This window comes from Haloarcula pelagica (genome assembly GCF_030127105.1).
GTDB lineage: Archaea > Halobacteriota > Halobacteria > Halobacteriales > Haloarculaceae > Haloarcula > Haloarcula pelagica.
Genome location: NZ_CP126162.1, coordinates 157,303 through 180,846, shown reverse-complemented (window position 1 = coordinate 180,846; position 23,544 = coordinate 157,303). Strand labels below are relative to the sequence as shown.

The following is a 23,544-nucleotide window of genomic DNA, read 5'->3' as shown; positions in this document are numbered from 1 at the left end:
ATACCCCGAAAGATACCTTCAAATACCGACTGGGTACCAAGATATAATACCTACAAAGAATATGTACAAACATATACGCGGGTATACACCTATGTTGCGCGCCATCAACTAGAAATCGGCAGTTTGCTGCTGCCCGTGGCACTGTTTTCGGATATCCGGGCAGAAACAGTGACAAACTCCGCTATTAAGTCGGGAGGAAGATTCGGTTGGTCTCATTCGAGTGTCGTTCTCACATGTGTACCATTCTTTCACCCGGCGATGGCTCTATGACGCTAGGCTGGCCGCTTCACACCAGTCGACATCGCTGTCGTCGGTCGTGTTACTTGGGTCGATCGCAGCGATACCGCTCGCTCGGGCCACAGAGAGTACTCTCGAATGCTCCGGGTTCGGAAGGGTTCGACCGGCCACTCACAGCGACACTCGTGGTCCCGAGAGTCGACTATCGGGTGCGTTAGTCGTCACCGCGGGCACCGCCGAGCCACGGCGTAGTTGCGCTCTCCGGGCGTCGTCAATCGCTTCCTGCACCGTCCATGGAGGCCTCGAGCGTGTCCACCAGGAGTTCGGCGAACGACTCGTCGTTTATCGCGGCGTCGGACTCGATCAGTTCGACTCCGTCGTCGAGGGTGTCACGGAGCGCGTCGAACAGCGCTCGATCGGCGTCGGGGTCGTGGAACGCTTCACCCGGTTTGGAAAGCATCGAGACGCCACCGAGCGGCAGGGCCAGCGCCGTCGGCCCGGTCGCGTCGTTGAGCTTCCCCGCGATGATCCGCCCGAGTTCGGCGTTCTCCTCCGGGGTCGTCCGCATCAGCGTGACCTGTGGGTTGTGGACGTGGAAGGTCCGGCCCTCGAACTCCTCGGGGACGGAGTCACGCGGGCCGAAGTTGACCATGTCCAGCGCACCGGGCGCGACCACTTGCGGGATTCCCCGTTCTGCCGCCGCATCGAGCCGTTCGGGGCCGGCCGACAGCACCCCACCGACGAGTTCGTCGGCCCACTCGGTCGTCGTCACGTCGAGGACGCCGTCGATGACGCCTTCCTCGATCAGGTTCTCCATCGCCCGGCCGCCGGTGCCGGTGGCGTGGAAGACGATCGTCTCGTACCCCTTCGCTTCGAGTCGCTCGCGGGCCGCCTGCACGCACGGCGTCGTGACGCCGAACATCGTCAGCCCGATGGTCGGTTTCTCGGACTCCTCCACGTCCGGATCGTTGGTGGCCATCCCGACGACCGCGAGCGCGGCGTTCGAGATGACCGTCCGCGAGAGCTGGTTCAGTCCCTCGATATCCGCGACGGAGTACAGCATCGCGATGTCGCTGGCCCCGACGTAGGGCTCGGTGTCCCCGGAGGCCATCGTCGAGACCATGAGTTTGGGCACACCGACGGGGAGCGCCCGCATCGCGGTGGTCGCGATGGACGTGTTTCCCGATCCGCCGAGTCCGAGGATGCCGTCTAGCTCGCCCGCCTCGTGGAGCTCGGTCACGATCGAGGCCGCGCCCTTGCCCATCACTTCCATCGCCACGCCACGGTCCCCCTCGTCGCGGAGCGACTGGAGCGTCGACCCGCCGGCCTCCGCGACCGCACTGGCGGGGGTATCGGGCGTGATCTCCGGCTCTCCCATGACGCTGACATCGACGAGATGCGTGTCGACACCCTGTGCCTGCACAACGTCGCGGGCGAAGCCGATCTCCTCGCCTTTCGTATCGAGCGTCCCGACGACGACGACGGTCATCCCACTCGCCTCCATCCGATCGGCCTGCTCATGAGAGTTCCATCTCCTTGAACTCGCGCGCCTGGTTCTCGATCGCGTCCTCGGTCGCGAGGCGCTCGATGCTGGAGGCACCGAAGAAGCCGACGACGCCCTCGGTGTTGTCGAGGACGTACTGTGCGTCTTCCGGCCAGGCGATCGGGCCGCCGTGGCAGATGACCAGCACGTCGTCGTTAACGCTCGTGGCCGCGTCGTGGTGTGCCTGGACGCGCTCGGCGGCCTCGTCGAGACTCAAGGCAGTCTCGGCGCCGATGTCGCCCGATGTGGTCAGCCCCATGTGGGAGACGATGACATCGGCACCGGCCTCGGCCATCTCCCGAGCCTGGGACTCGTTGAAGACGTACGGACAGGTCAACATCCCCTGATCGCTGGCCTCACGGATCATCTCGACTTCCTTGTCGTAGCCCATGTCGGTCTCTTCGAGGTTCTTGCGGAAGGAACTGTCCTCGTCGATGAGCCCCACCGTGGGGAAGTTCTGGACGCCCGAGAACCCGCGGCGACGGAGGTCCTCGATGAACACGTCCATCTCGCGGAACGGGTCGGTCCCGTTGACGCCCGCCAGTACCGGCGTGTCCTCGACCACGGGGAGCACCTCCTGTCCCATCTCTAGGACGATCTCGTTGGCGTCGCCGTAGGGGAGGATACCTGCAAGCGACCCGCGACCGTTCATCCGGTACCGGCCCGAGTTGTAGATGATGAGCAGGTCCACGCCGCCGCGCTCGGCGAACTTCGCCGAGATTCCCGTCCCCGCTCCCGCGCCGACGACCGGCTCGTCGTTTTCCACAGTCGATTCTAGCCGCTCTAGCGACTCGCTTCGCGCAAACTTCATGTTCCACTGAGCTAGTCGGAATCGGGCCTAATCAAGATTTGGGTCGATTGCGCGGAGCGTTCCCCGGCCCGAGAGCGTCCGTGGATATCGGAACCCGCACTCGGCTACCGCTCTGATCAAAAAATTTAATACATCTTGCTGTTCGTTACCAAACGCTATGCCAGCCAACAAGCGGTTCGTCCAACCGGACGATGTCGAGACGATACGACTGGACTGGGGGACGCTGAAGTGGCTGAACGCCCCCGACGTGACCGGGTCAGAGGAGTTCAGTGCCGGTGTCGTGGTGCTCGAACCGGGCAAGGGCCACGAGCGCCACACTCACCCCGACAGCGAGGAGATCCTCTACTTCCTCAGCGGGGAGGGCACACAGACGATCGCCGACGAGGAACGGTCGGTCAGTGCGGGCGAGATGGTGTTCATCCCCAGCGGCGTTGAACACAGCACGATCAACACGTCCTGGGAACCACTCCGGTTCATGGCGGTGTACGGCCCGCCCGGACCGGAGGCCGAGATACGCGACCTGGACGAGGCGACGGTGTTCCCGCCGGGGGAGTTCCCGGAGCCGTAAGCGTCGACCACCGCCTGGTCCCGAACAGTATCGAAACGCCCGCCTCTCGCTACTCCACCGCGTACACGGTTCCGTCAGTGCCGCCGAAGTAGAGCACTCCGTCGACCAGTGCCGGACTGGACCCGACGCCGCGCCCGCCGATCTCCAGGAACCACGCTTCTTCGCCGTCCGTCGTGAGCGCGTGCACACCGACATCCTCGCCCTCTGTCTGTCGATGACTGCCGACGTAGAGGTGGTCGTCGGTGACGACCGGGCTACTCCCGACCTCCAGCGCCGGCGTCTCGAAGGCCCACCTTTCGGTGCCGCTCTCGCGGTCGAAGCGGAATATCTTCGCGTAGTTCGTCGTCGGGTCGTCGAGGGTGTTGTACGGCGTGTGACCGACGTAGACGGACTCCTCGTCGACTGCTACGGAGCCCGAGATGTATCTACCGGCCGTGTCGGCGAGCCACGCCTGCTCCCCCGTAGCTGCGTCGACTGCGTGGACGTTGCCGTTCCAGTCGGTGATAAACACCGTCCCGTAAGCGACGGCTGGACTCGACCAGATCATGTCTCGGGTCTCGTAGGTCCACTCGACGGCACCCGAGGAGGGGCCCAGAGCGTAGAGGTTCCCGTCCGACGCGCCGACGTACACCATGCCGTCGGTGACGGCCGGGCTGCTCACGACCTCGTTCCCGACCTCGTACCGCCAGTTCGTCTCCCCGCTTGCGGCGTCGAGCGAGACGAACCAGCCGTTCTCCGGGACGCCCTCGTCCTCCGCGTACCACGCACAGGCGAGGTTGTGACAGCCGACGCCGACGTAGACGGAACCGTTCCACACCGTCGGACTGCCCCGGATGAGGCCGTCGAACGTTCGACGCCACTGTTCCTCGCCCGACGCCGCGTCGACGGCGTACAGCCGCTTGTCGTAGGATCCGACGTAGACCGTGCCGTCGCTGTAGGCCGGCGTAGCTTCGATCCGGTGGTGGGCCGGAAACGACCACTCCTCATCGCCGGTCTCGGCGTCGATGGCGTACAGCGAGTTGTCCGTACCCCCGATGTAGACGGTGCCGTCGGCGACGATCGGACTCCCCCAGAACGGCCCGTCGGCCTCGTAGGTCCAGGTAATGGACGGGCTCGATCCGGTCATCGACGCCCCGCCCGTGTACCCGGTGTTGTGTCGCCCCCCGCGAAAGGTCGGCCACGAGGTGATCGGTTCGGAGACCGGGTGGCTCTCCGAAGCCGACCCCGACGGCGTCTGGCACCCTGCTGTGAGTGCGAGTCCGGAGGCCGAAACCGCAGCGAGAAACTGTCGCCTGCGATACGTTGGCATGTACGACCGTTCCGGCGTCAGGAAGATAATCCTGTCGCCCCGAGCGGGCTCAGACCACGAGGTACTCGTCGAGGTCTTCCTGTTCGAGTTCGTCGACGGTGCCTTCGTAGACGATGTCGCCCTGGTCGAGGACGTAGCCGCGGTCGGCGATACGGAGCGCCTCCCGGACGTTCTGCTCGATGAGCAACACCGTCAGCCCCTGGTCGGCGATCTGATCGATCGAGTCGCCGACCGTCTGGACGATCTGTGGTGCCAGCCCCTCCGTCGGCTCGTCCAGCAACAGGAGATCCAGGTCCGGCAACCGGAGCGTCCGGGCGATCGAGAGCATCTGCTGCTCGCCGCCCGAGAGCGTGCCGGCCTGCTGCTCGCGGCGCTCGTCGAGCCGCGGGAACAGGTCGTACAGTTCACCGATCGACATCGTGCTCTCGCCGCCGCCGAGTCCGCCCCGTCGAACGGTGTTCCACCACCCGCGAGTGATCTTCGACAGCTGGAGGTTCTCCTCGACGGTCAGTTCGGTGAAGAGCCGACGCCCCTCGGGCACGACACCGATACCGCCCATCGCCACGTCGTCGGCCGGCCAGTCCGTGATGTCCGAGCCGTCGAACCGGATCGTCCCGGACCGGACTTCCGGCGGCTCGGTGCCCGCGATACTCCGGACCGTGGTCGTCTTTCCGGCCCCATTTCGCCCCAGCAGCGTGACGATTTCGCCCTCGTCGATGCCGAGCGAGACGCCACGCAGGATGTGGCTCGGGCCGTAGTAGGCGTGGATCCCGTCCAGTTCGAGGAGGCTCATTCTTCACCTCCGAGGTAGGCCTCTCGAACGGCCGGGTGCTCTCTGATCTCCGCGGGCGTTCCCTTCGCGATCAGTTCGCCCTGGTGGAGCGTGAAGATGCGGTCCGAGATATCGAAGACGATGTCCATGTCGTGCTCGACGAGGAAGACAGTCATCCCCCACTCTTCCAGCAGATCGTCGATGAGGTTCACCGTCATCTCGGTCTCCGTTGGAGACATCCCCGCGGTCGGTTCGTCCATGAACAGGAGGTCCGGATCGGTCGCGAGCCCGATGGCGACTTCGAGCCGCCGTTTGTCGCCGTAGGGCAGCGATCCGGCCTCCACACCTGCCTTCGAGTCGAGTTCGATGGTCTCCAGGATGTCGTTCGTCCGCGCCTGCACGTCCTCGAACGAGTCCCGACGGCGGAGGAAGTTGACCCTGAACGAGCCGTGTTCCGCGGCGAACGACGCGACCTGGATGTTCTCCCGGACCGTGAGTTCCGGGAGGATCGACGCGGTCTGGAACGACCGCCCGACGCCGAGTTGGGCGATCTCGAACGGCTCCATCCCGACGAGGTCCGTCCCCGCGTAGTGAACGTCGCCCTCGGTCGGTTCCAGCCGCCCGGTTATCGTGTTGATCAGTGTCGACTTGCCGGCGCCGTTGGGACCGATCAGCGAGACCAGTTCACCCTCCTCGACGGCGATGTCGACGCCGTCGAGTGCCGTGAGCCCGCCGAACCGTTTGGTCAGTCCCCTGGTTTCGAGCAGCGCCATCAGCGGTCACCTCCCGTGGAGTCGCCGAGCGGACTCAGTCCGGCGAGTCGCCGTTTCGTCTTCGCCAGTAGCGCCTTCGGGTCACGGAGTGCTGCGGTGAAGTCCGTGATCATCCCCCAGATCCCGTCGGGATAGACCCACACGACGGTCGTGAACGAGAGCGCCAGCAGGAGCAGCCAGTAGTTCCCGAGCGTGGGGAAGCCGTTGACGATCCCCTTGAAGTAGAAGAACACGAACGTCCCGATGACCGGTCCGGCGATCGTGCCCAGTCCGCCGAGGACAGCCATCACGACGATGTCGCCGCTGACGGACCAGTAGAGCCGCTCGACGCCGGCGAACTGCGTGTTGACGGCCATCAGCCCTCCGGCGAGTCCAACGATCGCCGCCGAGAGCATGAACGCCGCGAACTTGTAGCGCCAGACGTTGAGCCCAACGAAGGCGGTGCGCGTCTCGTTCTCGCGGATCGCCTTGAAGATCAGTCCGTACGGGGACTTCCGGACCCGTGTAATGAACGCGACGACGGCGACGAAGAAGACGCCGACGAAGAGGTACAGGTTGTTCACGACGAGCATTCCAAGGAGGCCGCCGTACTCGTGTTCGAGGTCGACGAGACCAAGCAGCGGGACCCGTGGCACGTCCAGCCCGTTGATCCCTTTGGTGATCTCGACCAGTGGCTCCCGTGCGAGGAAGTACAGGAACTGTGCGATAGCGAGCGCGACGATCGAGAAGTACACCGTGTGCAGCCGCAGGAGGAGCAGCGCAGCGATCACGCCGAGGACGATCGCGGCCAGCATGCCGACCAGGATGACGACGAGCGGATCGTTGTACACGTGGATCGCGAACAGCGCCGATGCGTAACTCGCCGTCCCGAAGAACATCGCGTGACCAAAGGAGAGCAGGCCGGTCTGGCCCAGGAGGAGGTTGAACCCGAGCGCGAAGATCGACCAGATGAGGACCGTTATCGCGAGTCCGTGGTACCCACGCAGAAGGTCCGAGACGACTGGCGCGCGGCCGAAGGCGTACGAGAACAGGAGGACGAAAAGCACCGCCGACAGGGAGACGAACCACTCGGTGTGTTTGATCCCGTCCCACGTTTCCCAGCTGATCAACGACGACTCACCGTCCGTGCTCTCGTGGATGGTGTCCGTGCTCATTGGCCGATCTCCGTCGAGGGGAAGATGCCGCTCGGTCTGATCGTCAGTACGAGGATCGCGAGCAGGTAGATGCTCGCACGGGTCATACTCGGGACGAGTTCCGTCGCCGTCGCGAAGAAGAGGCCGGCGAGTAGTGCCCCAATGACCGTCCCTCTGAGACTGCCGACACCGCCCATGATGACGATGACGAGCGACGGAATGATGATCTCCATGCCGATACCGGACGTGACGTTGAACAGCGACCCGCCGAGGACGCCGGCGAGCCCGGCGTACGCGGACCCGACGGCGAATATCAGCAGGAACGGCCGGCCGACACGGATACCGAGCATCTGTGTCATCTCCGAGTCCTCGGTCCCCGCGCGAACCGCGAGCCCGTAATCAGTGTACTTGAAGAACGCGAAGATCGCCACGATCAGCACCAACGTGAGCGTGACGACCAGCACACGGATCGTCGACGCCGCGCTCATCCCGGGCGGCGTCCCGATCACGGGGAGCGAGATCGCACCCGTGAGCCAGTCGGGACGCGGATAGATCGTCCCTGTCCGACCGAAGACGATCGCGACGAGCTCTTGGGCGGCGATCAGGATACCGAACGTCACCAGGAGCTGATCGAGGAGATCCCGCTCGTAGAACGGTTTCGCGATGAACCGCTCCATGACGACCCCGACTGCGAAGATCACGAGCGGCGTCAGCACCAGCGCCGGGACGAACCCCCAGTCGAGGCCGACCTGCCCGAACTCGCTCAGTAACCCACCGTACTGCTCGCTCGAAGCGATGAGGAGCCCGATGTACGCACCTCCGAGATACAGCACTCCGTGTGCCATGTTCACGTACTTCAGCGATCCGAACACGATCGACAGCCCGACCGACACCAACAGGTACAGCGATGCCACGCTCAGCGCGATGAAGAGGAATCCGACGATCCCGTCGATGCTCATCGCCGGCACCGTCCTCTAGCTATGATTCCGCGTCTCATGATGTACACGATAAAGAATGACGACACCAATATTTGAATCTTGTGCTTACACCGGTTCCGTCGGGGCGGACACCGGACCGATGCGTCGGCTCTGGCGGTCCCTGGTGACGGGGTGACTCAGGGATAGCGTGCTCGTCGCGTACGACCCAGCCCGACTGCCTCGTCTTACTCGTCCCCGTAGGCGTTCTCGCTCATCGCGCAGTTCGACGCCGGGAACGAGTCACACTCGTAGACGAGCGGGTCCGTCGTCTCGACGATCTCGGTGCGGATCCCGAGTTCCTCGGCCCGGTCGTCGCCGACACCCTGCACGAGGTACCACGGTCGCTCGACCTGGTGGTCACACTCGCGGTAGGTCGAATCGCCCCAGGCGAGGCTCCACTCGAACTCTTCGAGAGTCCTGACGACCGTCGGCGGATGGAACGTCCCGGCCTCCTCGACGGCGGCCGCGTACACCATCATCGACTCGTAGGTGTGCAACGAACTCTGGTTGGGCGTCTCGTCGTACTCCTGCTGGTAGGACTCGACGAAGACCTGACTGGCCTCGTTGTCCGCGTTGGGGTTCCACGGCTCCATGCCGAGGACCCCTTCGGCGTCCGCGCCGAGGGGGTCCAGGGTGAACGCGCTGACGTGGGGGATGATGACATCGATGTCGTCGGTCAGTCCGGCGTCGCGCAGTTGTGCGAGCCCGCTGGCCGCGAAGTTGCCGAAACTGGAGAAGTACAGCGTGTCGGCGCCGGAGTCTTCCAGCGCCTGAATCTGGGAACTGTGGTCGGTTTCTCCCTCTGCGATGGCGGCGCCGCCAGCGTCCTCCCACGGACCCTGTTCGGTGAGGTACTTGCGGGCGGCGTCGCGGTTGGACTGCCCGTAGGAGTAGTCCATGTAGATGTGGAACAGCGACCGGTCCTCCCCGAGGACGGAGGGGGCGGCCTCGCCCATCGCCATCCCGATGATCTCGGCGTGGAACGTCGGGTGGAAGTAGTACCGCGAACAGTTCTCCCCGGAGATACCCGCCGAGGTGGAGTTCCCACCCATGAACGGCACTTTCTCGCGCTGGGCGACGTTCTGCATCGCCATGGTCACCGTGCTTGACATGCCACCGGTCCAGAACTGGATGTTGTCGCGCTGGATCATCCGGTCGATGTTGTCCTGCGCGGTATCGGCGCTTCCCGCGGTGTCGGCTTTGGTCGGCTCGACCTGGGATCCCAGTATTCCGCCGCCCTCCAACCGATCCCAGTAATCGACGAGACCGCCGCCGTCGTTGAGATGCTTGACCGCGAGGTCGAACCCTTTCTCCTGGTCCTGCCCGTCTGGACCCAGTGCACCCGAAGTCGGCCCGTTGAACCCGATCGACACCGTGTTACCTTCCGGCGGGAAGTTCCCGATGGCAGCATACTCGTTTTCGCCACCACCGCTGCCGCCGCCGCTGTCACCGCTGCTGCCACCACCGCTACCGCCACCACTGCCGCCGTCCCCGCCACACCCTGCGAGGCCGACGAGGGCGCCGGCGGCTCCGACCGTTTTGAGATACTTTCGCCTGGACTGGTCTGTCTGGTCTGCGCGTTCAGTCATGATTGGTACGTCCGTGAGAATGTCCGAGAATAAACTATTTAAAACTTCTGGTGAATTAACCATGTTGTATGTGCTATCGCCGCCGTTCCGCGTAATTGTTTACTTTCGATCATTATGGACAGCGCTGTGCTGGCAGCCGAGATGCCGGCCGTTGAACGACGAATCGAATCCACGACACGGACAATAATTCGCATAATGCGAATCGACGATCATCGTGGTACGAGAGCAGTTCACATATCTCTCGCTCAGGGCCGCAGACACGGGTCACGAACTCCGAGAGACGGAGCGTTCGCATTATGCGATAACTGCTGATGTGGGATATCGCTGGCGCCCTCCGGCGAGTAAACTACCATATGTACATCTGTTAGTGCTACGATGCGGGCGGTACCCGCTCGTCCGCAGTGGCCGGCTCACCGAAAGCGTCCCCGTAACACCTGTACGAGCGTTAGTCCATGCTACTCGCGCTTCGACTGGAGGGCCGACTCCAGCGATCCCACGGCGTCGAGCAGATGCTCCGCCAGTTCGTGGTCGACGCGGACGCTGTCGACCCGGTACTTCGGCCCGCCGACACTGATACCACCCAGGATGGTCCCATCGGCTGCGTGGACCGGCGCTCCGATGGCGACGAGTCCGGGCGCGAACTCCTCGTCGACGACCCCGTAACCGCGGTCGGCAGTCGCTTCGAGAGCGTCGAACAGCGCGTCCCGGTCCGTGATCGTCGCCTCGGACTCCCGGGGCAGCCCCCACGTATCGAGGATTCGTTCGACTCTCTCGGTGTCGAGCTCCGACAGGATGGCCTTTCCGGCCGCCGTATCGTGGAGATAGTACTCAGAGCGGTAGTCGAAGTCGGTCTCACTGGTCGCCGCGTGACCGGATGTGCCGTAGAACATCAGGAGCCGACCGTGTTCGAAGACCGTGAAGTTCGCCTCCTCCCCGGTCGTCTCCGCCAACTCGTCGATGACTGTTTTGACGTGCCCCTCGTCTGGGTACCGGTATCGGGCCTTCTCACCCAGCAGCGCCACTCTGAAACTCACGAAGTATCTTCCCTCCTCCTTGACCAGATAGCGGCTTTCCAAGAGCGTGTTGAGGTGACTGAGGACCGAACTCTTCGGACTGTCGACCATCTCGTCGAGCTCTGCGAGCGTGAGGCCGTCGTGTTCGAGAATCAGCGACAGAATCCGCAGTGATTGCTCAGTCGTCTTGAGTGTTCGACCGTTGATGTCCTGAATCATACATCAAAGATGATAGGGGATCCGTATAATTGTTTTCATAATGCGAATCGGCGGCAGCTCCCCGTTTTTATTTACATTATGTGAATGATTGTCGCTCGGCTCGACAGCGGGCGAGCACGACGACCTGCGGGTCGAGTACCGTCACTGCCGATATAATTCGCAGTCTGACACTTCATCCGACTGCGACTGGCGTCCGGTTCGTCGTCCGATCCACCCCGGTGTTCGTGGCTGAGGACGCAGACAGTGGGTCTTCCTTACGTGGTGATCAACAGCCCACCGCTGGGTTTCCGACGGAGCGACGGTACTCTCGGCGGTTCGGACACGGGCTCGACTCACTGGACGAAAGGATTTAGTGATGTCTCCGACAACGAGTCACATACGCATGCGTGACTCTCCACAGGCCGACGACCAAGCTATCGAATCGTTACACGAGGATCACCGCCAGGAACTGCTGTCCAGCGTCGAGCAACTCACCGGTATCGGCGTCTGGTTCCACGATATCTCGACCGAGGAGACGGTGTGGAGTCGCCAGGCCAAGCGAGTCCACGGCGTCGACCCGGAACGGCGGTACTCGTTCGCTGACCTCGTCGCTCACTATACGGACGCCGACGAGACAGCGGTTATCGACCGATTCAATCGAGCGGTCGCCGGTTCGGACGGGTTCACGGTCGACGCGACGCTCGCCGGAGCGGGGACGATCAGTCACTCGGTCCGTATGCACTGTACCCCAGGGCGCTCGACGGACGGAGACCCCTTCTTGTACGGAACTGTCCAGGACATCACGGACGTAAAACGCAGGGAGCAACGCATCGAGGTGCTTCGACAGACGAGCCAGGAACTCCGCTCCGTCAGCACGAGACAGGACGTTGCGGAGATCCTCGCGGACGCCGCGAAGAACATCCTCGGGCTGGTCAACACCACCATCCGCCTGAGCGACACCAACAACAGGCGGTTGGAGACGGTCGTCGCGACCGAGGAGTGTCTCGAACGGGCCGGTGATCGTCCCGACTACTCCGTCGAGGAGGAGACGCCGGCGGCACGGACGTTCCGGACGGGCGAACCCGAACTCCACGCCGACCACGAGATGACCGAGGACGACCACAACCGCGGCGAACTCCAGTCGGGGCTGTACGTCCCGATCGGCGAACACGGCGTCCTCAGTGCCGGTGATGTCGTGGTCGACGCCTTCGCCGACCACGACCTCGAAGCCGCTGGACTCCTCGCTCAGCTCGGCGCGGAGGCGATCACACGTATCGGCTGGGTGAAGCGGTCGCGAGCGGTCTGACGGAGCGTGGTTCGAGGCGCCCCGATAACTGTCCGTCCGCACTCGATGAGTACTTTGATAAGAGACGACAGTGAGAGAGGAGTTAGATGTCGCCCAGTTTCCGTCCGGAGTGTCACGTGCTCTCAGCGCCCGCAGGCCGTCCAGGGGTGTGGTAACCACGGATGTCGCTGACCACTGCCTTCACCGGTGCTGTCGGTCCGATCCTCGCGATTTCGGCCGTGGGCTATCTGCTGACGCGGACGACCGATGTCGACGTTACGTCGCTGAACACGGTCGGGCTTTACGTGCTGGTCCCGGTGCTCGCGTTCCACAGCATCGCGACGACCGAACTGGGTGGCGCTGCCGTCCTCAAACTCGGCGTCGGCGTCGTCGCGTACGCGCTGGTCATGATCGGCGTCGCCTGGGTCGCCGGCCGACTGACGGGTGAGTCGGGACCGCTGCTGGGCGCGCTGATGCTCGCTGCGGCCATCCCCAACTCCGGGTTCATCGGCATTCCGCTCTCGGAGTTCGCGTTCGGTGCCGTCGGTCGGACCACTGCGGTCCTCTATCTCACGATCCAGAACCTGCTCGTGTACACGCTCGGCGTGTACATCGCGTCCCGAGGGACAGACAGGAGTGCCCTGGGTGCTGCCAAGGAGATATTCAAACTGCCGCTGGTGTACGCCGTCGTCGCGGCGGTCCTCGTGCGCGCCTGGGGAGCGGTGCCGGCGACGAACACCGCCGTCATGGACACGTTGGCTCTCGTCGGCGACTCCTCGATACCGATCATGCTCCTGATACTGGGGGTCCAGTTGGCAGACACCGACGTGTCTGCGGTATCCCGGACGATTACTCCGTCAGTGTTGAAACTCGGGGTCGCCCCAGTGGTCGGGGTCGGCATCGCGTTCGCGCTGGACTTTGCGGACCCCACCGTCGCCCGCGTGTTCATCCTGGAGTGTGCCACCCCTGCGGCCGTCATCCCCCTCGCGCTGACCATCGAATACGCCGACGGCAGCGTCGTGGACGGGCTCACGGCCCCAGAGTACCTGAGCACCACTATCTTCGTGACGACTGTCGCGGGGATCGCGGTCCTGACCGTTCTGGTCGCGCTTCTCCAGTCCGGGAGCGTCCTCTGACCGCGTTCAGTTCGGCTCTCCACGGTCGCCGACAGTTTGGGCCACGCTCCCCGGGTGACTGCGTGTCCTCGGATACGGCGTGAACCCGCGGACAAGCGGACCGACTCGACCACCGATCGCAACAGGACTGCCCTATCGAAGGGTATATGAGACAGATATAGCCACACCTACCGGAGATATTCCACTCGCTAGTTCGATCTATCCCCATCTTCCCGAGGTGAGACGACAGCGGTCGAACACTCTCGGCCGTCCTCTGGCTCTCTTCGGCGGAGCGCTAGTCCCGGACCCAAAGCCTGCCCTATCGAACGATCGTCACCGGTATCGGGGCCCCTCGAACTACACGCTCTGCGACGCTCCCAAGAACGAGGCGCGAAACGCCCTCGCGACCGTGACTTCCCATGAGTATGTGCTCGATGTCGTGTTCGTCCGCGTAGTCCAGAATACTGCGGGCGGGGCGTCCGATCTCGATGGCCGTCGTGATTTCACACCCGTGGTCGGCGGCCTCCGCCGTCGCGTCGGCACAGATCTCCTCGGCCCGTTCTCGCATCCGGTCGGACCACGCGCGTGCCGCGGGCAGCCCCTCTGCCTCCGCTTCGTACACGGCGTGCATCGGATCGATGACGTAGAGAGCGGTGATCCGGTCGTCCGCGTGCCTCGTGATGGCTCGCCCGAGCGCGCTCCGTGAGAGGGGTGAGCCGTCGAACGGGACGAGAACGCGTTCTCCCATGACCGTCCGTACGAACGGGCGCGTGAAGTCGCTACCGCCGCAACTCCAGTCTACAGTTCTCGTGGCCGCTCGGACCTGTTCGCGACGGGGCTGTGCGTTCGGCCCGCGCTACAGTGGAGTGGGATGCGTCTCCCGCTGGGCAACGAACGGTCGGCGAGAAATATAATCGAGGCGAACGAACACTCCTGTAGGCATGATCGAACTCCTCCTGGGCGACGATGTCGAATCCTCGGGGCGGTACCTCGCCGAAGTGATCTACGGGGCGAACGACGGGATCGTGACGACGTTCGCGGTCGTCTCCGGCGTCGCAGGGGCCGCACTGAACCCCTCTATCGTCCTGGTCCTTGGCGCTGCAAACCTCTTTGCTGACGGGTTCTCGATGGGGATGAGCAACTATCTCAGCCGTCGGTCGGAGCTCGACTACCAACGATCCGTCCGCGCGAACGACCGGGACCGGCCGAGTGAACCGACCGATGGCAAGTCACCGCGCCGAACTGCGTTCGTCACGTTCCTCGCGTTCGTCGTCGCTGGCTGGGCGCCGCTGATCCCGTACATCTTCGAACTACGACCGACGTTTCCACTCTCGATCGCGTTCACCGCGTTCGCGTTCTTCGCTGTCGGGGCGAGCCGAAGTCTCGTGACGAGCCGGCGGTGGTACGTCAACGGGGCGGAGATGTTCGTGGTCGGGATGGCCGCCGCTGTCGTCGCCTACACTGTCGGCAACCTCCTCGGGGGTGTCGCGTGACATCGCCTCTCGCTGCCGCTCGACCGATGAGACTGACGTACCCGTCGGGTCCGAGACCGTCCGTCGTCGTCGGTCCGCGGACGGCCATCGCTTAGCCGCTCCGTGGGCTGCGTTCGGCTGTCTCTCCGCTCTCCGCCGCTGAAGCGTCTCGACCGAAGTACCCGGCGGAGACGAGCGCGAGCCCGGTCGTCAGGAGGCTGATCCCGAACAGGAGACCAACCGCCCAATCGGCGTTGCTGGGGAACCCGGCCCAGAGCAGCCCCGCCAGGGCCATCGTGACGACGCCGCTGACGATGAACCCGCCCCACTGGGAGTCCGGGCGCATCTTCACCCCGATCACCAGTTCGAAGAGGCCCGAAACGGCGAGGTACACGATGAGGAGTGCGGTCAGCGTCGTCAGTCCGAAAACGGGGTTCGCCAGCAGCGCAACCCCCGCTAGCGTGTAGACGATCGCCAGCAGTACCTGCCAGAACGACCCCACCCAGCCACGCGCCCTGAACGCGTGTGCGACGTGGGCGAGTCCGCCCACGACGAGCAGCGTCCCGAAGGCGAGCGAGAGCCCGAGTCCGGTGACGAGCGGGGCCAGTATCGCGACGATGCCAAGGACTGCGATTACGAGTCCGGCACCGACGAGGTATCGTGAATCGCGCTGTCGTTCGGCCGGACGGGTCGCTGTCGTCGACGGTGGATCTGTGCTCATCGTTTTGTCACCTCGGACGTAGATTCGCCGGCCGAATAACGGTATTCGAGATCCCGTCGCCACATACGTTCGGTTCTCTCACCCCGTAGTGACGACTGATCGCCCGATTGCAGTCGGTTGGCCAACCGTACCGCGGCCAGGCTCGGCTTACCCGTGACCGGCGCTCGATCGCGGCGCGCGGTCCGTATCGAACCGGCCGTGATCGAGTCACGCCGTCCGTACGGAATGGCGGTCGATACCGCGAGAAAGGATAGGTTTATACCCGTCAACGTCCTTCCCATGGTAATGATCAACACAGCGGCCGATGGCACGGGTGCCACGACCAGAATCGACTGTGAGACCACCGACGGGTACAACGTCAAGCCAGGTGTCCACGCCTACGAGTACTGTCCCTTCTGTGGCCATTCGACGACGGAGGGCGACGACCACCAGGTCGTGATCTCGCTCCCCGCCTGACGCTTCCACGTGTCCGGGCCACTACCGTCGGCTCAGCGGTGCGTCCTCCGCGTCGAACCGTCTGAGGCTTGCGACCGGTAAGGCAGTGTGACCGCGTGACACGCCGCGTGTAACAAAGAGCGTCGCTCTCGCTAGACGACGCATGGCAGGGATCCCACAGTGAGTCCGCGACGACGGCAGCGGCGGGCGGAACGGCGCAGAGCGGCCGGCGGAGCAACACGGTACAAGATGCGGGAGCGACTCGTCACGTTCGGGAAGGACTTCGTCATCGAGACGGCGGCGGGCGAACCGGCGTTCCGGGTCGACGGCAAAGCGCTCAGGCTGCGCAACACCATCCAGATCACCGACCAGGCGGGACAGACCAGGTACCGAGTCCAGCAGCGTGTCCTCCGGCTCAAGGACACGATGGTGATCGAGCGGGACGGGAAACGGGTCGCGACGATCCAGAAGGCGCTCGTGACACCGCTCCGAGACCGCTTCGATATCGACGTTGTCGGGGAACCGCCGTTACAGGTCCGGGGCAACATCGTCGATCACGAGTACTCGATCAGCCGCCGAGGGACGCCGGTCGCCACCGTCTCGAAACGGTGGTTCCGGATCCGGGACACTTACGGCGTCGAGGTGATGCCGGGCGAGGACGACGCCTTTCTCCTCGCGGTCGCGGCCGCTATCGACACGATCTGACGGCAGGGCCGGGCGGCCGGATGTCCGGACCGACCGCGGGTGAGAGACGTATGCCGAAACTCAGGACGCGCTGGCTCGTTCGCGACCGCCGGGCCAACGCGTTTGCCACGTGGACGCTTCTCGGCCTCGCGACAGCGGCAGGACTGGTCGCACTCCTGGGCGGCACCCCGCTCCGTGCGGCCGGAATCGGCCTGCTCGTCCTCGTTGCGGCGGTGCCCTCGCGCCCGCCCGGGACCTGGCGACGCACGTTCGTCTGGCCGCTGGTGTTCGTCGTGACGCTGCCGGCCCACGTCGTCGCGGTCGGCGCTGCCCCCCTCGCGGATGTCGCGGCCGCCGTCACGCTGGCGACGTTCGCACTGGCGGTCGTCGTCGACCTCCATCTGGTGACGCCAGTTCGGATGTCGACCGGCTTCTCGGCGTTCTTCGTCGTCGTCGCCACGGTGGGGTTCGCGGGCTTCTGGGCGGTGTTTGCGTGGGGCGCACACCTCCTCTTTGGAACCCCATTCGTCGAGACCGGCGACGAATTGATGCTCTCGCTGTCAGTGAAAACCGCCGCTGGGCTGGTCATCGGCCTCGGGTTCGAGTGGTTCGCCCGCCGGACTCTCCCGGTCGTCGACGAGGGAGGCGTCTCGCCGTGAGCGTCCGGACTCGACTCGGTCTCTCGAAGCGACAGGAGGCCGGACTGGTTCGTCTGATGCAGGCGTGTCTCGTCGGGATCGCACTCGCCGGGCTCTGGGACCGCAACGTCCGGGTCGCGCTCAACGCCGTGTTCGCGCTCCTGATAACGCAGTTGCCAGCGATCCTCGAACGGAACTTCCGGATCACGCTCGATGTCGGCCTCACGCTGTGGGTCACGGCCGCCGTGTTTCTGCACGCGCTCGGGCTAGTGCCGTTCGGGCTTTTCGGTGGGACCGCCTACACCCGCGTGTGGTGGTGGGATCACCTCACACACACCCTCTCGTCGACCGTCGTCGCGGCGGTGGGGTACACGGCAGCCCGCGTCATGGAGGCCCAGTCCGAGTACAACACGTTTCCGTCGCGGTTCCTGTTCGTCTACCTGTTGTTGTTCGTGATGGCTGCCGGCGTCGTGTGGGAACTCGTCGAATACTGCATCGGGGTAGGCTCGATCGTGCTCGGCATCGACCCCGTCCTCACTCAGTTCGGCCTCCAGGACACGCTGCTCGATCTCGTGTTCAACACGCTGGGGGCCGTCCTCGTCGCGGCGGGCGGGACGGCCTATCTGTCGGGACTGATCGACCAACTGACCGACCGGCTCATGTCACGGCGTGCTGACTGACCGATACGGCACGTCTCGGACCGCTCCCACCGTTCCGGTGAGAGGCGCCTCGTGAGCCTGGCCTGTCTCCGGCGCCAGCGGGGGAAGAATATTAACACGCTCACCCCCTACATCCCGTTACGATGCGAGAGAGCGTCGGCACGAACTGCCGACACGAGCCGCCGACAGCGGGTCACGAACCCGACACGAGCGCCGTCGAAACCGACCGATCGACAGTCACAGGGAGCCGGTCGCGAGATCAGTGACGGGACCGATCGCCGTCGCGGGGGATGTCCACCTGGGGGCCGAGAACGCGGACGCCGAGGCGTTCAACGGATTCCTCGACAGCCTCCTGTCCGAACACGAGGCCGTGACGGAGCTGGTGCTCCTGGGTGATGTCTGGGACATGATCCGGCGCGACCCGTTCGGCGTCGCCTGGGAGTCGGCCGACACTATCGATCGACTCCAGACCATCGCCGAGTCCATCCCCGTGCGTCTCCTGCTCGGGAACCACGACACGTACCTCGGCGGCCTCGACGACTCGCGGTACGATGTCGCGTTTCTCGACGACTACGTCCTCGAACAGGCCGAGACGACCATCCGGTTCGTCCACGGGAACGCGTTCGACCGCCTCCAGTTCGACGCGCTCTCCGAGCGCCTGTCCGGCCCCGGCGACCGCGGCGACATCGATCCGACGAGCGGGCGCAAAGACCCCCTCGTCGCGACACTCAGAGAAGCGGTCAAGCGCGGGCACCGGGGGCTCCGAGCGCTCCCGCTCGTCGGCACCTTCGCCGGCGTCGACGCGGGCCGCTACTCACGCCGGCAGCGCCGGGCACACGCGTTTCTCGACTCGATCGCGGAACACAAGCTCGTCTACGGGCACACCCACAGTCCGTACGTCCACCACGACAACGTCGCCGCGAATCCCGGGTCCTGGAAGTCGACTGCACCGGTCCACAACACGTACCTCCTGGTCGAAGACGGTGTCCTCGAACTCTACCGATACCGTGATTCGGGCGCGGACGAACGCCTCGGCTGACGACGTACCTCCGTCCGGCGGTGAACGCACTCCATACTTTTTGCCCCGTGCCGGCGTAGCTCTGGCACGATGGTCGAACAAGGGCTGTTCGACAACCGCATCACGGGTCGGCTCGTCGCCGAGGCCGTCCTGCGGTTGTTCGAAGCGGACGGTACCATCTACCTCACCACCGGTTATTTCACCTGGTCCGGGTTCCTCACGATCCGCCCGGCACTCGTCGAGTTCCTCGCTCGGTCGCCCGACAACGAGCTGTACGTCGTCGTCGCGACCGGCGCCGACCAGTTCTCCCGGCTCGTCGCCACCGCACTCTGGGAGCTCGACATCGACGACCGCATCCACCTCCTCACCTACCGGGACGGGTTCATCCACCCGAAGCTCTACCTCCGAGCCGGCGACCAGCCCGCACTCGTCTCCGGGTCGGCGAACCTCACGTGGGACGGTCTCGGGAAGAACCTCGAACTCGCCTGGTACTACGCCCCCGACGACCCCGAGGACCCGATCTTCCAGACCCACCTCGCGTGGGTGCTCGCCTTTCTCCACCCCTGCGAGCCCGTCACCCAGGCGGACCTCGCCCGCGTCACCCGGCTCCGACGGACGACGAAGACGTGGCTCTCGAAGGGGCGCATCAACATCCCGTCGATGGTCCGGGGCTGGCTGCCGTTCGGCGAGCGGCCGACGACGGCCGATTGGGAACCGCTGGTCGATGTCGACGGTGGCGACGACGAGCCGTGGCGGGGTGCGTGACGCCGTGGACGGCCGCTCTCGGCTGGGCTGTCGACTGGCTCCCGGTCACGACTGCCGTTGCGGTCGCGGTCCATCTGGACGAACCGGACTGGCCGCCACAGGCGATCTCTGTGGCGTTCCCGCCCGCGCTCGGGACCGCACTGCTCATTGAGGGGTGTCCGACGGTTCGACGACCTCGTCCCGGACACCGAGTTGCCGGAGGAGGCCCAGCGTGTCCTCGACGATCCCCGTCTCGACGATCCGGCCGTCGTCGATGTGGTGGAGCACCATCCGACCCACGTCGACCTGCGACCCGGTCGCGCCGACCCCGAAAATGGGGCCCTCGTGAGTCCCGCGCAACCGCTGTCGGACGGCGATCTTGTCCCCTTCGGAGACGATATCCTCGATGGTCACTCGTAGATCTGGGAACGCGTCCCGGTACCGGGAGACGAACGCCCAGAACGCATCGTGGCCGACCAGGTCCGCCGTCGCGTCGAGATAGAGGACGGCGTCCGGGTCGAGGACCCGGTCGAGCACCGCTCGGTCGCCCTCGGTCCAGACCGAACCGGCCACGGCCCGGGCCAGTTCCTCGTTCTCGGCCGGTGCGGAGAGTTGCGTGACCACCGGTGTCGCGGTGATGCGCCCCATCGTGGGCACCGGCGTAGCCGCCTCTGTGTCCCGGAGTTGGCGAAGCAGACTCCACTGCTCGGTGAGGAGCCACGTTTCGGCGAGTCGTCCGTTCCGGAGCGTATCCATCCGCATGCCGGACAGGGTGACGGTCCTCCCTGTCGGCTCGATGTCGAGCAGCGGCTCGGTGTGGGTCCCGCTTGCGGTCCAGCGCGTGGCGACCCCGTCCGGTTCGGCGACGAGTTCGTCGACGTGGAACTGGAGGTCGGGGATCGCTTCCCGAAACCGGGTGCCGAACTCGACGATCGCTTCGATGTCCAGCCCGCCCGGTCTCTGTTCCGACTCCCCCCGGAGAGAGCTGTCGAGTCGCGCCAGGCTGGCGGGCAAGTGCGCCTCGAACTCCGGGACAGTCCACGCTTCGAGGTCGAACTCACGCTTCCTCGCCCATCCCGTCTCTACGGACGCGCGAACCCGCCGCCGGTCCCGTTCGGTCGCGAGAAACCGGGCGGCCTGCTCGCGGCCGTGCTCCCGGAGCCGTTCGAGGAACCGTGGCGCCCGGTCGAGCTTGGTCGCGTAGTCGAACGGTCGGTCCGGCGAGGCGACGGACTCCTCCAGGTTGATCGTCTTCACTTCGACCGGCCGGTAGACCTCCTGGAGTGCACCCCTGGCGTGCCACTCGTTGAGCAATCGGAGGAATCGGAGTTCTTGGTTCACCGAGAGGTTCCCGCCGAGTTCGTTTCGCCGGTCGGCGATCCCGTCGAGGTCGGTCGGGATCGACTCCTCACGCTGGGGGTTGATCTGGACGATCCACAGCTCGTCGGCACGGTCGAGCCGGCTCGGCGAGTCACGAAAGAGGTTCCCCAGCGGCGGGTTCTGTGAGAACAAGCCGTCCCAGTACCAGCGGGTCGTCCCGTCGGGCTGGCTCACCGGCGCGGCCTGGAAGAGGTTCGGCACCGCGGCCGAGGCCAGGACGGCGTCGTGGCTCACCTCACGCTCGGTGAAACTCTTGAACGATCCGCGCTGGACATCCACGGCCCCGATTTCGAGTCGGGGCGGAACTGGTTCCGACCGCTCTCTCACTGCGGCGAGCTCGGCCGGATCGATCGCGTCTTCCAGCGTCTCGCGGAGGACCTTCCGTCCCCAGTCCGACCCGGGGGTGGCGTACGGACTCACGTTCGGCAAGGGCAGACCGAGGCCGTGTGCACGGACCGTCGCGACGCCGATGGCGTTCACCAACGCGTCGAACAGTCCCTCGGCTTCGAGATCGTCCCAGATCGTTGCCAGTAGCCGTCGTGCCGTCTCGCGGTCCTCGCTCGCCAGACCGAACCAGGCGGCGAAGGCACAGATTGCGCCGCCGGACGTACCGCTGAGCCCGACGATGTCGTACTCCAGGCGCTCCTCCGAGAGCAGGCGGTCGAGCACGCCCGCGGTGAACGCGGTGTGGCTGCCGCCCCCCTGACAAGCGATCGCGACCGACGGCCGTTCGGTTCCGTCGCTCATCGAACCACCTGCGGACCCCGGCCGGCGAAGACGGTCGGCCGGCACGGATGTGGCGCGGAGCGGCCACAAACGACTGCACTCCTGGGACGGCGGGCTCGACGCCAGTCGCTTCTCTTGGCTCTCATGTTCGGGTTCTGTCGCTCTCGCGTGACTCGGCGTCGGGACCCGACGCCGGACCACGTAGAGACACGAGTACCCGGCCCCTTTGTTAGCAGGCACTGACCCGGGTGAATGACGGCGTACTTCCCGGGAGCGACAGACGCGGCGCAGTGCAGGCCTGGCTGATCTGCTACCGGACCGGACGGCTGCTGGCCGTTCGTTCATGGGACACAGACGCCGGCCTCGGCGACGGGAGGGCGGCTTACGACTCGGTGGCCAGACCACATAGGCCGGCGTTACTCGAACGACCCGCCGGTTCTCGCACGATAACAAAGGCCGGCCGTGGCGTTGCACTCACCGTTCGCCGTGGCACCGACCACGAGCGATCCCAGCGTCCACCTATGAGTTCGCAGCGAAAGACAGCCCGTTCGGTCCGAGACCACGCCCACGGCCACCGAGAGGCGGGGCGCCACGCCCAGTCCCGTGCGGGCGGGACGAATCTCGGGTGGCCGCAAACATGTCTGTCCTCGGAGGCGATCCGGCACTGATGACGACCGCGATAGCCCGGATCGTCACCGCGTTCGTCCTCCTGACGCTCGTTCTCGCGAGCACCGCTGGCCCGATCGGTGCGGAGACGACGACGGCGCCGGCACAGCAGGAGCCGATGACGACGGAGCTATCCCTCCAGGCGGCCCTCACAGGTGATCTCGTCGTGGTGGCAGGCTGGTTCCAACTCACCGGGACGGCCGAAGGGCGCCTAGATACGAGTACCGGCGCGTCGGACCTCGACGGGACCTTCGACGTGGGTCCCGCCGTGCCGTTCGGGGAGTTCGCCTACCGTGGCGAGGTCGTCGGCACCGTCAACGCGAGCCGCGTGCTTTTCGCCTTCGAAGGGAACGCGACCACCCTCAGAGGGGAGGAGCCAGCCGCCCAACCGACAACGTCGTCGGGGGCTGTCGATACTCCACGGGACGCCGGACCCGCCCGAGCGGCGGCCGTCCCCATCGCCCCGGGACAGCTCAGCCCGTTCCGGTGGCAAGGGATCTCCTTCATCGACGCCTACTGGCAGCTCGCGACACTCCTCCTGGGGCTCGTGGTGGTCGGTGTCCTGCCGCGATTTTCGCGGCGAGTGGCCGACCTGAGTGTCGGTGATCCGGTCAGGACTGGCGGGGCCGGTCTCGCCGTCGTGCTCGTCGTCCCGATCGTGCTGTTACTGTTGGGCCTGAGCCTGTTCGGCATCCCGCTGGCGCTCGCTGGGACCGCCGTCTACCTCGTCCTCTGGTGGATCGGTGCCGTCTACGGCCGGTTCGCGGCCGGCTTGTGGCTGCTCGGTGTCGGCGCTCGGCTCCTGGCCGCACTCGACATCGAGGTCCGCCGTGTCGAGAACCGGTGGGCAGGGCTGCTCGTCGGGACGGTCGCGGTCGGTCTCCTGGCGGTACTCCCGATACTGGGACAGATCGTCGAGGCTGTCGTCCTCCTCCTCGGGCTCGGCGGGCTCTCACGGCTCGCCTACGGTTCGTATCAACGAACCGAACGGGAGGGGGACTCTCGAAGCACAGGGGCCAGGAGCGGCTCGGACGGCGACTGAGCCGGCGCCCGGTAAGTCGACATTGTTCCGGCCTGG

General features: G+C 65.3%; 23 protein-coding genes. 11 read left to right on the top strand and 12 right to left on the bottom strand.

Annotated elements, in window-relative coordinates; translation table 11 throughout:
- Positions 1-508 precede the first annotated feature (508 nt).
- Both P1L40_RS19585 and P1L40_RS19580 read right to left on the bottom strand, forming a co-directional pair.
- The gene (locus P1L40_RS19585) at positions 509-1,726 is read right to left on the bottom strand and encodes a Tm-1-like ATP-binding domain-containing protein (protein ID WP_284011548.1); all 1,218 of its coding nucleotides are present in this window, start codon (positions 1,724-1,726) and stop codon (positions 509-511) included.
- 28 nt (positions 1,727-1,754) lie between these two features.
- Positions 1,755-2,591 (bottom strand): phosphoenolpyruvate hydrolase family protein, encoded by an 837-nt coding sequence (locus P1L40_RS19580; RefSeq protein ID WP_284011492.1) that lies wholly within the window; start codon positions 2,589-2,591, stop codon positions 1,755-1,757.
- Between the two features lie 157 nt (positions 2,592-2,748).
- Here P1L40_RS19580 and P1L40_RS19575 point away from each other — a divergent pair, with 157 nt between their 5' ends.
- Positions 2,749-3,159 carry a cupin domain-containing protein gene (locus P1L40_RS19575; RefSeq protein ID WP_284011491.1) on the top strand — a complete coding sequence of 137 codons (411 nt, stop codon included), beginning with the start codon at positions 2,749-2,751 and terminating at the stop codon, positions 3,157-3,159.
- A gap of 49 nt (positions 3,160-3,208) precedes the next feature.
- On the opposite strand, the gene P1L40_RS19570 is transcribed toward P1L40_RS19575, so the two are convergent.
- The 7 genes from P1L40_RS19570 to P1L40_RS19540 all read right to left on the bottom strand — a co-directional run bounded on the left by P1L40_RS19570 (position 3,209) and on the right by P1L40_RS19540 (position 10,944).
- Positions 3,209-4,468, bottom strand: coding sequence for an outer membrane protein assembly factor BamB family protein (locus tag P1L40_RS19570; RefSeq protein ID WP_284011490.1), 1,260 nt, complete (start codon positions 4,466-4,468; stop codon positions 3,209-3,211).
- Positions 4,469-4,517: 49 nt separating this feature from the next.
- On the bottom strand, positions 4,518-5,261 hold the full coding sequence (locus tag P1L40_RS19565; protein ID WP_284011489.1) for an ABC transporter ATP-binding protein: 744 nt from the start codon (positions 5,259-5,261) through the stop codon (positions 4,518-4,520).
- Positions 5,258-6,013 (bottom strand): ABC transporter ATP-binding protein, encoded by a 756-nt coding sequence (locus P1L40_RS19560; RefSeq protein ID WP_284011488.1) that lies wholly within the window; start codon positions 6,011-6,013, stop codon positions 5,258-5,260. The genes P1L40_RS19565 and P1L40_RS19560 overlap by 4 nt, the downstream gene beginning before the upstream one ends.
- Positions 6,013-7,167: a branched-chain amino acid ABC transporter permease gene (locus P1L40_RS19555; RefSeq protein WP_284011487.1), complete on the bottom strand. Its 1,155-nt coding sequence runs from the start codon at positions 7,165-7,167 to the stop codon at positions 6,013-6,015. Before P1L40_RS19555 ends, P1L40_RS19560 begins: the two co-directional genes overlap by 1 nt.
- Positions 7,164-8,105 carry a branched-chain amino acid ABC transporter permease gene (locus tag P1L40_RS19550; protein WP_284011486.1) on the bottom strand — a complete coding sequence of 314 codons (942 nt, stop codon included), beginning with the start codon at positions 8,103-8,105 and terminating at the stop codon, positions 7,164-7,166. The genes P1L40_RS19555 and P1L40_RS19550 overlap by 4 nt, the downstream gene beginning before the upstream one ends.
- Positions 8,106-8,308: 203 nt before the next feature.
- Positions 8,309-9,712 carry a substrate-binding protein gene (locus P1L40_RS19545; RefSeq protein WP_284011485.1) on the bottom strand — a complete coding sequence of 468 codons (1,404 nt, stop codon included), beginning with the start codon at positions 9,710-9,712 and terminating at the stop codon, positions 8,309-8,311.
- 455 nt (positions 9,713-10,167) lie between these two features.
- Complete coding sequence (locus tag P1L40_RS19540; protein WP_284011484.1) at positions 10,168-10,944, bottom strand: IclR family transcriptional regulator; 777 nt, start codon at positions 10,942-10,944, stop codon at positions 10,168-10,170.
- A 382-nt stretch (positions 10,945-11,326) separates the two neighbouring features.
- Between P1L40_RS19540 and P1L40_RS19535 the strand changes: the two genes are divergently transcribed.
- The gene (locus tag P1L40_RS19535; protein WP_284011483.1) at positions 11,327-12,229 is read left to right on the top strand and encodes a GAF domain-containing protein; all 903 of its coding nucleotides are present in this window, start codon (positions 11,327-11,329) and stop codon (positions 12,227-12,229) included.
- Positions 12,230-12,390: 161 nt separating this feature from the next.
- The gene (locus P1L40_RS19530; RefSeq protein ID WP_284011482.1) at positions 12,391-13,344 is read left to right on the top strand and encodes an AEC family transporter; all 954 of its coding nucleotides are present in this window, start codon (positions 12,391-12,393) and stop codon (positions 13,342-13,344) included.
- Positions 13,345-13,642: 298 nt separating this feature from the next.
- Here P1L40_RS19530 and P1L40_RS19525 read toward each other — a convergent pair whose 3' ends face one another.
- Positions 13,643-14,071 (bottom strand): universal stress protein, encoded by a 429-nt coding sequence (locus tag P1L40_RS19525; protein WP_284011481.1) that lies wholly within the window; start codon positions 14,069-14,071, stop codon positions 13,643-13,645.
- A gap of 193 nt (positions 14,072-14,264) precedes the next feature.
- Here P1L40_RS19525 and P1L40_RS19520 point away from each other — a divergent pair, with 193 nt between their 5' ends.
- Complete coding sequence (locus P1L40_RS19520; protein WP_284011480.1) at positions 14,265-14,816, top strand: VIT1/CCC1 transporter family protein; 552 nt, start codon at positions 14,265-14,267, stop codon at positions 14,814-14,816.
- Positions 14,817-14,907: 91 nt separating this feature from the next.
- Here the strand turns inward: P1L40_RS19520 and P1L40_RS19515 are convergent, their stop codons facing one another.
- On the bottom strand, positions 14,908-15,516 hold the full coding sequence (locus P1L40_RS19515) for an HdeD family acid-resistance protein (RefSeq protein WP_284011479.1): 609 nt from the start codon (positions 15,514-15,516) through the stop codon (positions 14,908-14,910).
- 285 nt (positions 15,517-15,801) lie between these two features.
- Between P1L40_RS19515 and P1L40_RS19510 the strand changes: the two genes are divergently transcribed.
- The 6 genes from P1L40_RS19510 (at position 15,802) to P1L40_RS19485 (ending at position 19,715) form a co-directional block, all read left to right on the top strand.
- Positions 15,802-15,972, top strand: a complete 171-nt coding sequence (locus tag P1L40_RS19510; RefSeq protein ID WP_284011478.1) for a hypothetical protein — start codon at positions 15,802-15,804, stop codon at positions 15,970-15,972.
- Between the two features lie 228 nt (positions 15,973-16,200).
- Positions 16,201-16,656 (top strand): LURP-one-related/scramblase family protein, encoded by a 456-nt coding sequence (locus P1L40_RS19505; RefSeq protein ID WP_284011477.1) that lies wholly within the window; start codon positions 16,201-16,203, stop codon positions 16,654-16,656.
- A gap of 50 nt (positions 16,657-16,706) precedes the next feature.
- Positions 16,707-17,294, top strand: coding sequence for a hypothetical protein (locus P1L40_RS19500; RefSeq protein ID WP_284011476.1), 588 nt, complete (start codon positions 16,707-16,709; stop codon positions 17,292-17,294).
- Complete coding sequence (locus P1L40_RS19495; protein ID WP_284011475.1) at positions 17,291-17,953, top strand: DUF2238 domain-containing protein; 663 nt, start codon at positions 17,291-17,293, stop codon at positions 17,951-17,953. The genes P1L40_RS19500 and P1L40_RS19495 overlap by 4 nt, the downstream gene beginning before the upstream one ends.
- Before the next feature lie 241 nt (positions 17,954-18,194).
- A complete protein-coding gene (locus P1L40_RS19490) occupies positions 18,195-18,971 on the top strand; it encodes a metallophosphoesterase (RefSeq protein ID WP_284011474.1) in 777 nt (258 codons plus the stop codon).
- Positions 18,972-19,040: 69 nt separating this feature from the next.
- Positions 19,041-19,715, top strand: a complete 675-nt coding sequence (locus P1L40_RS19485; protein WP_284011473.1) for a phospholipase D family protein — start codon at positions 19,041-19,043, stop codon at positions 19,713-19,715.
- 144 nt (positions 19,716-19,859) lie between these two features.
- Here P1L40_RS19485 and P1L40_RS19480 read toward each other — a convergent pair whose 3' ends face one another.
- Positions 19,860-21,821, bottom strand: a complete 1,962-nt coding sequence (locus P1L40_RS19480; protein ID WP_284011472.1) for an ester cyclase — start codon at positions 21,819-21,821, stop codon at positions 19,860-19,862.
- Positions 21,822-22,467: 646 nt separating this feature from the next.
- On the opposite strand from P1L40_RS19480, the gene P1L40_RS19475 reads away from it, so the two are divergent.
- Positions 22,468-23,508 (top strand): DUF8173 domain-containing protein, encoded by a 1,041-nt coding sequence (locus P1L40_RS19475; protein ID WP_284011471.1) that lies wholly within the window; start codon positions 22,468-22,470, stop codon positions 23,506-23,508.
- The last annotated feature ends 36 nt before the right edge of the window (positions 23,509-23,544 follow it).